The sequence below is a fragment of the Chryseomicrobium aureum genome, from assembly GCF_043182735.1.
Classification (GTDB): domain Bacteria; phylum Bacillota; class Bacilli; order Bacillales_A; family Planococcaceae; genus Chryseomicrobium; species Chryseomicrobium aureum.
The window spans coordinates 563,919-576,966 of sequence record NZ_CP171117.1 but is presented as its reverse complement, the minus strand read 5'-3'; the positions used below and the strand labels follow the sequence as shown (position 1 = coordinate 576,966).

The following is a 13,048-nucleotide window of genomic DNA, read 5'->3' as shown; positions in this document are numbered from 1 at the left end:
AACCACATAGTATCTACTTATTTTAAACCATAATGCTCACATTACCAATACTTCTTACTAATTATTTTCCAATTTTTCCGGTACTAGGACACGAAGGTGCTTTGGAAGTACTTGAATTTCAACAGGTGTACATGTTCCTTCATCCCCATCCACATTGCAAAATAGCTCTTCGGAGGTTTCAATGTGCACTTTTTTGGTCTTAATATACTCTACACCATCATCCTCTGCTATTCTCCCTTGTAACAGTTTGGATCCAACACGTAAAAACCCTGGAATTCCAGACTCATGCACGATAAATAAGTGGAGAAACCCATCATCGATTTCTGCATCAGGTGCAAGTTTTTCAAACCCGCCGACTGAATTCGTCAGCGCAGTTAATACTAGTGTTAAGCCGCCACTCCACTCGCCCTCGTCATGGGTAATCTTCATCTGCACTTCATTATCTTGAAGAATCGCCTTAGTTCCTTCTAGTAAATACGCTAATGGGCCAAGACGTGTTTTTGATTCTACAGATGTATCCGCTACTTTCGAAGCAATTTCTCCTATTGCGACGATATTCATGAAATAAGAATCCCCTATTTTTCCAATGTCTGCATGCTGTTCTTTCCCTACTTTTAATGCCTCAATTGCCTCTTCAGCATTTAGCGGGATTCCTAGCGCACGTGCAAAATCATTTACAGTTCCAAGTGGAACAAACGAAAAAAGAGGGCGATGATTCTGTTCAGCAAGACCATTCACAATTTCATTAATTGTCCCGTCTCCACCCATTCCAATGACAAAATCTATAGTGTCTTTACATGCTTGTTCAGCAAAGCGAGTCGCATCTTTTGGCCCTGTCGTCTCATTCACTTGAACTTCATAACCCATGGACGATACAACTTCTACAACTCGGTCTTTATAGTCACTAGCAAGCTCTTTACCGGATGAAGGATTATAGATTAGTACAGCTTGTTTCATGTAGATACTCTCCCTATTTTTTAAATTTGTCTATAAAAAAAGAGCTACGAGAGCTCTTTTATCTTACTGATAGTCTACTTCTTTATTCGATACGTCTGTCTTCTCTTTTTTAGATGACTTGTCTTGTACTTCCTCGTTGTAGTACTGCACACTCGTCATCGCGCCTTCATCAACCATTTTGTTATCGTCTACGTCTTGTGGGTCAGGGTGACCTGCTGTGCTGTAAGTTGATTTACTTGTAGAGTTTTGATCCATATAAGCATTGAATTTAGTTTTTAAGTTATTGAATTGGACCATTGCTTTGTCCCGATTCTCCGGTTTTTTAAAATATGCGTATGCTGCTGCTGCAATCCCTGCTACTACTAATGATGAACCGTTTGATTTTTTCCCCATTCGTAAAACCTCCAGTTAATATGAATTTTAGTTCCTATTATCTAGTAATACCCGCTGACGAGAAAAATTAACCAATTTTCAAGATTATTTTTTAATCATGTACACATGTGGAATGCCATCTTCTAAAAACTCTTCGGAGATAGTTTTAAAACCAAATGCCCCGTAATAGTTTTGCAAATGTGCTTGTGCACAAAGACGAATCGGCTGATTACCAAATTCGTTATCTACTGATTCAAGCGCTTTGGTCATCAATTGTTGCGCCAATCCCGTGCCTCGCTTGTCCATTCGAACGATAACACGTCCAATTGATAACTCCTCATATTTCCCACTTGGGACAACTCGACAGTATGCAAGAATTTCCTCGTTCTCTCTATAGAAGATATGTAGGGACTCCTGATCAAAATTATCAATGTCTGGATAAACGCAATTCTGTTCCACAACAAAAACATCCGACCGTAATTTTAACGACTGATATAGTTCATCAAGAGTTAACTCGTGAAACTTTTTACATGTCCACATAAGTTAGACCTCCTCCTTTTTGTTTAATTATGACATACGCAGTAGCCAGGCAACTAGAATTTTGGTATGCTAGTTGAAATAGTTTAGAGGTGATGGCCATGATCCGTGTGATGACTGAAAAGGATATTCGTTCTGTACGGCAAATCGTCCTGGCCAGTTGGGGAGAAACCTACAGTTCTCTTTTTCCTGACGAAGTATTAGTAGATTGGTTTGAAAGAAACTATTCATCTGCTATGCTCTGTAAACAAATCGAAAAAACAAACATGTTCGTAGTCGAGCAAAATGAGCAAATCGTTGGTTTTGCTAGTTTTACACAAGTAGATGAGGACGGAGACAGTGAGTTGACTGCTTTATACATTTTACCGAAGCATACTAAGCAAGGATTAGGTACGTCTTTAGTTGAAAAAGGTGTTGAGACTCTTCAAACAAAAGGTCACAATCTTTACGTCTATGTAGAAAGTGTAAATCTTACAGCACGTTCATTTTATGAAAAGCTAGGCTTTCATTTATTAGAAGAATTTGATGAGTATTTTGAAGGTTATCCAACAACTACCGCACAATACGTCTTACCATTAAAAACTCCCACCCTCATTTAATTGAGAGTGGGAGTTTTCCTTGGTTATAGAGGGCGATTCGGCTCGTAGTAATCTAAGTCGCTTTCAGTTTCTGAAACATATGGTGCTTTGCGCACAAACGACATAATTGCTGCAATATACAGAAGTATAGATGTTAAAGAGAGTAAATAAGCAAATACTCCAGCTAGAATAAAGAAGATACCTGCAAGCTTTGGATTTTTGTTATTACGGATGTTTAAGATCGCTAAGATATTGAAGACTAGGCTAATAACGAGGGAAATAACTAATCCCCAACCAAACACTTCAAAAACGCCCATGCTACCTTGTACAATATCCATGATTGCATCCACATCTTGTTGCTGCAATGTTGGATCTTCTTCGATCCCTTGTTGCATTCCTGTTTCAAACTCTTCTAGAAATGCAGGATCGTTTAACGCTGCGCTTCCACCTGAAACAAATAAGGTCATTAAAATAATGGATAATGCGGTGAAGACAGCACTAATTACTCCTAATACAATCTCGCCTGTCCTTGAAAACTTCATTCTGACGTCCTCCTTTAATTTGTATTCATTAGTGATACGAATCACAATCACAAATGTTTCGCTTAATTGATGTATCCCCTAAAAATAGTTCAAAAAAACTAGATTTAGTATAAAAACCTCGGGTATATATATACTAACAAACAATTAGAGAGGATGACAGACTATGGAAAAGAAATTAGTATTCTCACAAGGTGATTTTTTATACACGTTAGCAGGTGCTTCTGCATTAACTGCTCTTGTGGTGTTCTTCGTATGATTGGAATGAACTCTACTTACATATAAAAGGCAATCCACCGTTCACTGAACAGGGATTGCCTTTTATTATGCCTTCACATCATCATATTCTTTATAACGGTCGAATGCTGTTACAACATACGAGCAAACTGCATCCATTTTGTAGTCGTTTTTTCTAGCATAGTCAGCTGCTTGGTCTAGTAATTGCTTAGCTACCCCTCCACCACGCAATTTAGGGGATACAAATGTATGATCCATCACCATTATATCTCCAAGTAATGTCCACGTAATCTCTCCGACCTTCTCATTGCCTTCACGAACTTGATACGCAAACACATCATTTCCTAGCTCCGTAAATTGAAAATCCATGAACAATCACTCCTTTTTATCAGTCTATCATATCAAACGAAAGAGGGCGCAACTTTGATTCAATTTCATTTCTTCGAGGTTCTAAAAAAGGAGGAAGTGCTAACTTCTCACCAAGTGTCTCCAGACTTTCATCTGAATCAAAGCCAGGTTCGTCGGTTGCCAGTTCATACAGAATTCCTGAAGGTTCTCTAAAATAGATGGATTTGAAATAATACCGATCTACTAAGCCTGAAGTTTGATACCCTGCTTGGGTTAGACGTTCTTGCCATTTTGGATACTCCTCCATGGACGGAATTCGAAATGCAACATGGTGAACACTACCACGGCCTGGACGTTCTACAGGAAGATCTGTACGAGTTTGAACATGTACCTCTCCAGCAGGTCCCCCTTCAGCCACTGAAGCGACTACTCTATCAGGTTGTCCTTCTACTCGTGATGGGTAACTCCCAATGATAGTGAAACCTAAAATGTTAGTCAGCGTTTCTACTGTTCTTTCTGCATGTCTAACTGTTAAGTAAGACGGCCCGAGACCGACTATCGCATATTCGATTGGTATATCCTCTTTCTCCCACGCTTCTCCGTAAGGAATTCCCTTCCCATCATCAACTACTAGATGCAATCTAGATCCTTCAAAGTCTTCAAAATAAAGGACCTCACGATCAAAAGCAGTTGTTCGTTCTAGTTTTGGAATAGCAAAGCTTTGCAGACGGTGTTCCCAAAAATCTAGTGCCTCCACGGATTTTATCCGGAATCCCGTATTAGAAATACTTGATACTCCAGGATATGTCTTGCCCGCCATAGGTATATCAAAATACGTCATATCTGTTCCTGGTGTACCCTTCGCATCTGCATAAAACAGATGATAGGAACTTGGAGAGTCTTGATTGACACTTTTTTTAACTAAGCGCATACCTAATATATGCGTGAAGAAGTAATGATTTTTCACGGCGTCTTTTGTTAATGCTGAAACGTGATGAATGCCACCTACTTGCATGTCTCCCACTCCTTTATCTTGAATTCGAGATAATTTCAGTATACTCTTTTTTTCAAAAAAAGAAAAGGAACACCATTTAAGGTGCTCCAGTTTTAATTAAATATAGATCGGATTGAAGAAACTAAGTCGTTAAAGAATTTCTTTACGCCGTTCCAAAATCCTTCGTTTTCTACAATCGAGCCGATTTGATCTTGAATCGATTGGCTTAAATCTTCTAATTGCGTTGACCACTGACTAAAATCAATATCCAATTGGCGAATCCGGTCCATTAGATCAATCAAAAGTTGGCGGTCTTGTTCTGATAACTCAATTTGAAGGGTTGACAATTGTTCTGTAACAATTTGTTCGACTTCTTCACGTGATGCAGGATTTTGCTCTGCAATCTGTTGCTTGATTTCAGTTAAAAGTTCACTCACTTTGTCTTGATCGATCCCAGATTCTTCAGAAAGGATTGTAGCGACAGACAACTCCTCATTTGCAACATCTGTTCGTTCTGAATCCAGTTGTTCCCCTGTTGCTTCGTAAGCTTTATAAATCCCTACAAGAGCAGAATGACCCGTTACTGGACTTGGCGCAGCGACTTCAACCGTAGCATTTTCAATTCCAGCTGTGAGCATGGCATTGGCATACATTTCATTGGTTACTTGTGTGATATTGTCTGGTGTGACAATTGAAATAACTAAGCCTTTGCCCGCATCTGTACGTGTGATTTTCGCAGAAGAGAACATCCGCGCAGACGAGTTTCCGTCTTTGATATATGTGGCTAAATCTTCACCAGTTACTGTAATTTCCTCTACAGTAGAGGATTCCGATACATTTAATGCTTTTTGTACACTAGCTTTTTGTTCAGCAGTCAGGTTGGCTCCGTATACAACAATGGGCACACCCAATTTTTCATCTATAACTTCTTGATTCTCTCCGTCTGCCAGAGTAATTGCAGGGAATAAAAGTAGAAGTGCGAGTAAAGATAGAAGTATTTTTTTCATTGTTTGACCCCTTTCTACTAATTGAAACGTTCTGGCAGTCAAAAGGTTGCCTTACAATTTCGAAAGTGTCCAACCATCTTGCTGCTCAATTTTCCCATCCTTCATTAGTTTACCTAATGCACGCTTAAATGATGCCTTACTCATTGAAAACATTTCTTGGATCTCATCCGGTGTTGATTTATCACCAAACGGCATCTTTCCACCAACGGATTGTAGATAGCGCCATACAGTCTCTGCATCATCAGAAAGTCGTTCTTGTTTTCTAGGAAGAAGTGATCCGTTCAGCGTACCATCTTCTTTGACTTCGATAATACGAACTTTTACTTCTTCACCTAGGCGAGGCTCAGCTTGACGCTCCGATTGATGGACAAAAATTCGATACATGCCTTTTGCAGACAATAGGAAAGTTCCTATTGGTAAAAGTCGATAAGCACGCGCTTGGATATCACTGTTATATACAGTAGAAGGCGCTTCGACATACAACTCTTCAATTTTTTCTTCTGTTGCTAATCGGCCAAGTAGATTTCCATCGCGATCTGTGCGAAGTGTCATGAAAATGCAATCACCCGGTTGTGGCCATAGCTCACGTAGTTTTGGAAGATCTTCTCCTTTGACAATGGCCGCCTGCGTGCCGCCAATATCAACAGTTGCTCCGTCGCGATCTGTCACTTTCATGACTTTCGCCCACCCGTACGTACCTTTTCGAATTGTCGGGATATGTCCACTCCCTAAAATGTTCCCTTTGCGATCAGCATAGGTAAAAACAGATACCTCTTGGCCTTCTTCCCATGCTTCAATAGCTTCTGATTCATTAATGACTACAACGTCCTTATCTTGTGTTACAGCAATCCATTTTGACCCTTCTTTTTCAAGCAACTTCACTTTCACGACTGCAGCAATTTCTAGTTCAGCCATACGAGCCCTCCTCTATTCCTCTACTTTTGTATCTGAGCGAAACTGTTCTAACTTGTCTTGGAGCTCGGGATGTTCTTCGAAAAACAATACTAGCTCCGCAATGCGGTCAATCGACTCCCAGCTCAAGTGGTGTTCGATTCCTTCTACATCTTGATAAATCAACTCTTCTGAAACACCAGCCAATCGTAAGAAATTCTCAAGAAGGTCATGTCGTTTCACGAGTTTTTTTCCAAGTTTATTTCCTTTTGGCGTCAAAGTTAAACCACGATATTTCTCATAGTGTAAATAGCCATCCTTATCGAGCTTTTGCACCATTTTCGTAACGGATGAAGGAAGGACTTCCAAAGCCTCGGCTATATCAGATACTCGTGCGTACCCTTTTTGTTCGATCAATTGATAGATTTGTTCAATGTGGTCTTCCATACTTGGTGTTGGCACTTGCGTTCTTCCTTTCCTACTCAGTGGTTTAAGTTTACTACACTCCACGAGTGCGGACAAACCGCTAATTTATTTTCATGTCGCATGTTTAAGTAAAATGTAGCTAGGGTATTCTTCTAGTAGTCAAGCAATTTACTTATTGTTAGAAAGGGGGGTGGCATACATGGGCCGCATTTTATGGTTAGTAGTTGTCGTACTTATTGTTCTTTGGTTATTAGGATTCTTATTCGAAATCGGTGGTGGATTGATCCACACTCTTCTGATTATCGCGGGTATCATTTTCGTTATCCAGTTAATCACAGGTAAACGAGCCGTATAGAAAAAGCCGCAGCATCGCGCTGCGGCTTTTCTTATTGAATTTTTGCGTATATACACGTGTTTGTAAACTCTTTTGAATCTGCTTTTCGCGCACTTTTGCGTAAAATCCCCTCAAGTTTATACCCACATCGCTCAGCAACACGGCGACTCCCTTGATTATCTTCATCACATCGAATTTCTACGCGCACAGCTTTCATTTCTCGGAATGCAAAGTCCGTCAACATCTGGACGGCCTCCGTGATGTAGCCTTTTCCTTCATAGCTTGAACGCAACCAATAGCCGATTTCAAAACGTCCTAGTGACCAGTCAATTCGGTGAAAACCTGTGGACCCAATAAAATTCCCTGTTTCTTTCTCAAACAAATGCATCCGGAAATCTTCTTGTGTCACGTAAGCTGCGATCGCCTTACGTAAACTGGCCTCCGTCTCTTCCATCTTTGGTGTTTGTTGTGCCCAAATCATCCATGGCTTCAAAGTAGCCATACTTTCTGAAATGGCTTCCCACACAAGAGGACCGTCTGATAGTTGTGGCGCACGTACGAGTAGACGTTCTGTTTCCAATTGATCCGGTACAAGAGGTCGCTCCGTTTGAGTAGCACCGGTCATCATTTCATCCCATGCAACGGGTGTTGACGTTCCTTTTAAGAAGTCCTCACGCGTCATACCATAGGTGACGGCATCATAGTACCGCTCTTCTTTTGGAGAAAACCAAGCTTGTCGAAGTTGTGCTTCCTTCACAAATCCAGCCCGTTCAAATGTTTTACGCATCGCTACATTGTCTAGACGTGTATGCCCTTCAAGGCGAATCTTTTTCTCTGGAAGCGAAAATACATACTCCGTCACAAGCTTTAGTGCCTTTGACCCGTACCCTTTTCCACGAGCTGTTTCTGCAATTCGCAAGTCAAATAGCGGGATCTCATCTTGCAAATCATGGATCTTTACAATCCCTACTTTTTCGGCGTCTTCATTCTCTACCCAGAAGGTCTTGACGTCATCCGATTCGTAGCCGCCTTCCCCGATCGTCTTCTCTATCAGTTCGCGTTCAGGCGTTGCATTTCCGTGAAATGGCCATGAATTCGTTGTTAAAAAGTGTATGAGCTGCTCTTGTTCTTCCATTGTCCATTCTGTTAGTCTCATAAAGACCTCCCGTATACCGTTTCTTGTCTAAAGCAAAGATATACTTTCTCGGTCTAATTTGCAATCTTTTCAGGTACTAAACGCAGTTCATACGACTCTCCATATTCCCCATCTAGCCGGGTTTCATGGAAAGTACCATTTGCCCAATCATCCACTTGATTGTGGAACCACTTTGATTTCACGTGCCCACTCTGTCCAGGGCCCACTATATGATAGGCACTCGATAAGTCACTGAGGTCTGCTACAAATCGCCATGACGCCCCATGTGTGACTTCACCTTGTTCATTGAATGCTGCTGCTTGTACTGTAATTCCAGATCCACCAATCGGAACAGGTGTCGGGTTCAAGAAGCGTGCAAGTAGTGGCGATGCGCCTGCAAGAGGATGATCAAAAGTCAGCAAATGTTCTTCTCCCCACTGCCACTCAGACCAGTCCTCCCCATGCTTTTCTTCCATCTCCGCCATCATTTCTACGAAACTCGCCTCTACCCATGCTTCAAAACCGCCAAATTCCTCGACCCATACACTTGTCTCTCCATCCGCATAAAGTTGGAGCAGTTGATCGGTGATATTCGCTTTTCCTGGCATCATATCGTAAATATCTTCTGGAACTTGTTCTTCAAATAACACGTTGGGAAGTTTTTTCATCCATTTATTAAAGACGAGTGGAAATGGAGATTCTTTGTCATCGACAAGGTTCCAACTTTCCATCTTACTTAAAAGCTCTGTATATGTGCTACCTGCTTCTGTTGTAGAAAGTCCAGTCAACAGTTGCTCTAAAAATCTACGCGCTTGCAAGTTCTCTTGATCCATCTGCAGGTCCATCATATCCTGAACAGTCAACTCATCACTTGCCTCCAACACCTCTGCGATCCGCTCGTAACGGTAGGATTGCGCCCAGAAGTCCGTGATGTGATAGGGATAGCTATCGTCTACCACTTGATTGTTGGCTGTTGCGATAAAGCCCTCGTCAGGGTTCACTGAAGTCGGTAGTTCGTCATATGGAACATACCCATCCCACCCGTAATCAGAAGAGTCTCCTGGAACCGGAAGTTGCCCGTCCCCTTGTTTGCGAAGAGGTAGTCGTCCATTTGCTTTATAGGCGATGGTTCCGTCTTTTGCAGCGAAAACAAAGTTCTGTGCTGGCGCATGGAATTGTTCAAGCGCCGATTCGAATTGTTCCCAGTTAGAAGATTTGTTCATTTCCAAGATGGCTTGTAGCTCCTGCGTGGGTTCAAGTGCGGTCCACTGCATGGAAAACACAGCTTCTGGATTCGTTTCGTCATACAAGATGTCAGAAATCACAGGCCCATGCCGGGTCACTACGACTTCATAAGGCACGGACTCTTCATCCTTCACTGCGATTTCATACGACCGAACTTCCGCATCTTCCCACTCGCCGTCGTACGAGAATTGATACGGGTTCTCTGGGTTCGGAATCTCGATATACAAGTCTTGAACGTCTGGACCTACATTCGTTACTCCCCAAGCGACGTCTTCGTTATGTCCTAGAATGATTCCTGGAATCCCTGCAAAGATGACGCCACTGACATTTTGTTCAGGCGACTGGAGGTGCATCTGATACCAGATAGACGGTGTACTCAAGCCGAGATGTGGGTCATCGGCTAAAAGTGGTTCACCCGTTGCTGTCTTGTCTCCAGAAACGACCCAGTTGTTACTCCCGTTAAATGGGTGAGGCATCACTTCAAGCGGAAAGTTCGCCCCTACTTGGACATACGTCTCTTTATTTGCTTCTAAAATTGCTGGGTCACCTTCAGGATACGTAATGAAGAGCTCCCGCGCTTTATCCTCCTCTAAGTTTTGTAGTGCCCAGTGGCGAATAGCCAGTGTCGACCAGTTGCCACCAAGATCATACGCCATGTATTTTCCAATCGTCAGGGAATCTACAGGAGTCCATTCTTTTGGCTCATAGCCGAGAAGTGAAAACTCATAACTCAGTTTGCCTTCTTCTTTCGCGTGTGCAATAAAGTCATTCACACCTTCTGCATACCACGCGAGTACTTGCTTTGCTTCATCACTGTAGCCTTCATACGATTTTTCTGCTGCGTCCCGAAGACTGAATGTCAAAAAGAATTGATCGGTGGATAAAGCAGCACTCCCCACTACTTCTGATAATTGGCCGCTCGCTTGGCGACGCGCTAAATCCATTTGGAACAGACGATCTTGAGCCTGCACAAATCCTTGTGCACGATACAAGTCTGCATCACTTTCAGCTTCAATATGAGGCACGCCTTGTTCATCTCGGATCACGATAACTTCTTGTTCAATACTACTTAAGCCCATCTGTCCCTCGATTTGCGGCTTAGAGCCCGCGATAAACCAATTGAGGCCAAGTAAAGCTATAACTACAATAGCTAGAAGAATTCCAGCAATCGTCAGTGTGATTTTTAGTCCTTTCTTCATGTCCCTTCCCCCTTATTGCTACTTATTCGGCAAACTTTGATAAAATCCTTCATAACCCGAAAAAGTTTGGGCATTGTGTGGGTATAAAAAAACACTTTCTCTAAAAAGAGAAAGTGCCCACTAATTCATTCTAATTTTATTCTTCGCCGACTATCTTCACTTCCAACTCCAGATCCACGCCAAACTTTTCTTTGACAGTCTTTTGTACAAGCTGAATAGTTTGGATATAGTCAGTCGCTGTTGCATTATTTTTATTGACGATGAATCCGGCATGTTTTGTAGAAACTTCCGCTCCCCCGTACCCTTTTCCTTGCAAATCGCTATCTTGAATCAGTTTCCCAGCGAAATATCCTGGAGGACGTTTGAACACACTTCCTGCAGAAGGATATTCAAGTGGTTGCTTGGATGTACGTTGGAAAGTCAGGTCTTCAATCTTGCTGTCAATCTCTTTATGTTCACCATGCGTCAGTTCAAATTCAGCTGACAATACGAAATAGCCTTTTTTCGATATGACGCTCGTGCGGTAGCCAAGATCTAAATCTTCTTTCTTTAAAATCAACAGTTCCCCTTCTGGCGTAACAACAGTACACTGCTTGATGATATCTTGAATCTCACCACCATAAGCCCCTGCATTCATTACCATTGCGCCGCCAACAGTTCCGGGAATCCCACATGCGAACTCCAAACCTGTCAGACCCTCAGCTGCAGCTTGTTTAGAGACATGAATAATAGGTGCTCCACTTTCAGCATAGACGTGTGTATTCGTAATTGTGATTTCTTGAAGTTTCGTCAACTGTAAGACGATTCCTCGAACTCCCCCATCACGCACGACCATGTTCGAACCGTTTCCTAAAAGCAATAAAGGAATTTTATACTGAGCCGCGTAATTGATGACGACAATTGCTTGCGCTTGAGACTCAGGTGAAACGAATACATCTGCTGGTCCTCCCATGCGCGTTATCGTATGCAGTGAGAGAGGTTCATCTAATTTAACTGTATGTGCAGGCAAAACTGCCGAAAGCTCTTCAAACCATTTCTGTTTAGACAAAAAAGCCAAATCCTTTCTTTCTTAAACGTTTGTCTTCTTAGTATGCGAGGGAATCCTCTTTTACACAAGAACCATTCGTTACGTCCATTGTTGTGACCATTGTTCTATTCCTTCGATTACCGGACGCAATGCTTGTCCTTTTTCCGTTAAGGAATATTCCACTCGTACTGGAACTTCTGAGTAAATTTTACGTGTAACTAGACCTTCATATTCTAATTCTTTTAATCGCTCAGACAAAAGTCTTCCGCTGATCGGCATAGAGGACTCGATTTCATTAAATCGTTTACATCCTTCTAATAACTGATAAATAATTAATGCAGTCCATCGTTTTCCTAACAGATCCATTGCGCTAGAAAGGCGTGGACAAAGCGCTGATTCTTTCATACTTTTCACTCCTAGTTTATTTAGTATAGTAAAAAAATCTAAAAAACTCAAAAAATCACGATGATATCTCTTGACGTCTACTTAGTATTATTTTATAGTAAGTTACATAAAGTAACCAGTAATTTATTTTTTTTAATCATATATCTTGATTTCGAAATAAATTATCCGTATACTTTTAGATAATTCGAAAAACAAAGGAGAGATTTTTTTCATGACAAACTTTAACCTCGACACAGCTCACTCTAGCATTGGATTCTCAGTGAAACACATGATGGTTTCAAAAGTACGCGGGAACTTCAATGAATTCTCTGCAAATCTAGAGGGAAATGAACAAGACCTTACTGGTGCAACAATCGACTTTACAATCGATGTAGCATCTATTAATACAAACAACACAGATCGTGACAATCACTTACGTTCAGCTGATTTCTTCGATGTTGAAAACTACCCATCTATCACGTTCAAAGCGACAGACATTCAGTCTAAAGGCGATGACGAGTACAAAGTGACAGGCGATCTTACGATTAAAGATGTAACAAAACCAGTTACGTTTGATGTGGAGTACGAAGGAAAAGGAACGAACCCATGGGGTCAAGAAGTGGTTGCGTTCTCAGCAAGCTCAAAAATCAACCGTAAAGACTTCGGCTTAACTTGGAACCAAACTCTTGAAACTGGTGGAGTTCTTGTAGGCGAAGATATCAAGATTGACATCGAGCTTGAATTGAATCCTGCTTAATTTTTAGATGTGGAGAACGCCATTCTAGGGAAGATACTTTCCTAGGGTGGCGTTTTTATATGAGCGTTTGGCAATTGTGTC

The 13,048-nt window shown here is 41.6% G+C and carries 16 protein-coding genes; 3 read left to right on the top strand and 13 right to left on the bottom strand.

Translation table 11 applies throughout. The features are described from left to right. Nucleotides 1-57: 57 nt before the first annotated feature. The 3 genes from ACF3OH_RS03200 to ACF3OH_RS03190 form a co-directional block, all read right to left on the bottom strand. On the bottom strand, nucleotides 58-957 hold the full coding sequence (locus tag ACF3OH_RS03200) for a diacylglycerol/lipid kinase family protein (protein WP_392455795.1): 900 nt from the start codon (nucleotides 955-957) through the stop codon (nucleotides 58-60). A gap of 63 nt (nucleotides 958-1,020) precedes the next feature. Further along, nucleotides 1,021-1,350 (bottom strand): hypothetical protein, encoded by a 330-nt coding sequence (locus ACF3OH_RS03195; RefSeq protein WP_392455793.1) that lies wholly within the window; start codon nucleotides 1,348-1,350, stop codon nucleotides 1,021-1,023. 84 nt (nucleotides 1,351-1,434) lie between these two features. Beyond that, a complete protein-coding gene (locus ACF3OH_RS03190) occupies nucleotides 1,435-1,869 on the bottom strand; it encodes a GNAT family N-acetyltransferase (protein WP_204590622.1) in 435 nt (144 codons plus the stop codon). Between the two features lie 98 nt (nucleotides 1,870-1,967). Here ACF3OH_RS03190 and ACF3OH_RS03185 point away from each other — a divergent pair, with 98 nt between their 5' ends. Next, nucleotides 1,968-2,465: a GNAT family N-acetyltransferase gene (locus ACF3OH_RS03185; protein WP_392455792.1), complete on the top strand. Its 498-nt coding sequence runs from the start codon at nucleotides 1,968-1,970 to the stop codon at nucleotides 2,463-2,465. 23 nt (nucleotides 2,466-2,488) lie between these two features. Here ACF3OH_RS03185 and ACF3OH_RS03180 read toward each other — a convergent pair whose 3' ends face one another. From ACF3OH_RS03180 to mntR, 6 genes are all read right to left on the bottom strand, one after another. Continuing rightward, the gene (locus tag ACF3OH_RS03180) at nucleotides 2,489-2,986 is read right to left on the bottom strand and encodes a DUF4064 domain-containing protein (protein ID WP_392455790.1); all 498 of its coding nucleotides are present in this window, start codon (nucleotides 2,984-2,986) and stop codon (nucleotides 2,489-2,491) included. Between the two features lie 321 nt (nucleotides 2,987-3,307). Beyond that, nucleotides 3,308-3,589, bottom strand: coding sequence for a GNAT family N-acetyltransferase (locus tag ACF3OH_RS03175; RefSeq protein ID WP_204590619.1), 282 nt, complete (start codon nucleotides 3,587-3,589; stop codon nucleotides 3,308-3,310). Between the two features lie 19 nt (nucleotides 3,590-3,608). Next, the gene (locus ACF3OH_RS03170; protein ID WP_392455789.1) at nucleotides 3,609-4,583 is read right to left on the bottom strand and encodes a ring-cleaving dioxygenase; all 975 of its coding nucleotides are present in this window, start codon (nucleotides 4,581-4,583) and stop codon (nucleotides 3,609-3,611) included. 92 nt (nucleotides 4,584-4,675) lie between these two features. Then, complete coding sequence (locus tag ACF3OH_RS03165) at nucleotides 4,676-5,569, bottom strand: DUF1002 domain-containing protein (protein ID WP_204590617.1); 894 nt, start codon at nucleotides 5,567-5,569, stop codon at nucleotides 4,676-4,678. Between the two features lie 51 nt (nucleotides 5,570-5,620). Next, a complete protein-coding gene (locus ACF3OH_RS03160; RefSeq protein ID WP_392455787.1) occupies nucleotides 5,621-6,484 on the bottom strand; it encodes a S1 RNA-binding domain-containing protein in 864 nt (287 codons plus the stop codon). 12 nt (nucleotides 6,485-6,496) lie between these two features. Further along, nucleotides 6,497-6,922: a transcriptional regulator MntR gene (gene mntR / locus ACF3OH_RS03155; RefSeq protein ID WP_204590615.1), complete on the bottom strand. Its 426-nt coding sequence runs from the start codon at nucleotides 6,920-6,922 to the stop codon at nucleotides 6,497-6,499. 163 nt (nucleotides 6,923-7,085) lie between these two features. On the opposite strand from mntR, the gene ACF3OH_RS03150 reads away from it, so the two are divergent. After that, on the top strand, nucleotides 7,086-7,241 hold the full coding sequence (locus tag ACF3OH_RS03150; protein WP_204590614.1) for a lmo0937 family membrane protein: 156 nt from the start codon (nucleotides 7,086-7,088) through the stop codon (nucleotides 7,239-7,241). 31 nt (nucleotides 7,242-7,272) lie between these two features. Here ACF3OH_RS03150 and ACF3OH_RS03145 read toward each other — a convergent pair whose 3' ends face one another. The 4 genes from ACF3OH_RS03145 to ACF3OH_RS03130 form a co-directional block, all read right to left on the bottom strand. Next, nucleotides 7,273-8,376, bottom strand: coding sequence for a GNAT family N-acetyltransferase (locus ACF3OH_RS03145; protein ID WP_204590613.1), 1,104 nt, complete (start codon nucleotides 8,374-8,376; stop codon nucleotides 7,273-7,275). A 53-nt stretch (nucleotides 8,377-8,429) separates the two neighbouring features. After that, nucleotides 8,430-10,799, bottom strand: a complete 2,370-nt coding sequence (locus tag ACF3OH_RS03140) for a penicillin acylase family protein (protein WP_392455785.1) — start codon at nucleotides 10,797-10,799, stop codon at nucleotides 8,430-8,432. Between the two features lie 136 nt (nucleotides 10,800-10,935). Beyond that, nucleotides 10,936-11,847, bottom strand: a complete 912-nt coding sequence (gene murB / locus ACF3OH_RS03135; protein ID WP_392455783.1) for a UDP-N-acetylmuramate dehydrogenase — start codon at nucleotides 11,845-11,847, stop codon at nucleotides 10,936-10,938. 78 nt (nucleotides 11,848-11,925) lie between these two features. Further along, a complete protein-coding gene (locus tag ACF3OH_RS03130) occupies nucleotides 11,926-12,231 on the bottom strand; it encodes a winged helix-turn-helix transcriptional regulator (protein ID WP_392455781.1) in 306 nt (101 codons plus the stop codon). A 211-nt stretch (nucleotides 12,232-12,442) separates the two neighbouring features. Here ACF3OH_RS03130 and ACF3OH_RS03125 point away from each other — a divergent pair, with 211 nt between their 5' ends. Next, nucleotides 12,443-12,967, top strand: coding sequence for a YceI family protein (locus ACF3OH_RS03125; protein ID WP_204590609.1), 525 nt, complete (start codon nucleotides 12,443-12,445; stop codon nucleotides 12,965-12,967). Nucleotides 12,968-13,048 lie beyond the last annotated feature (81 nt).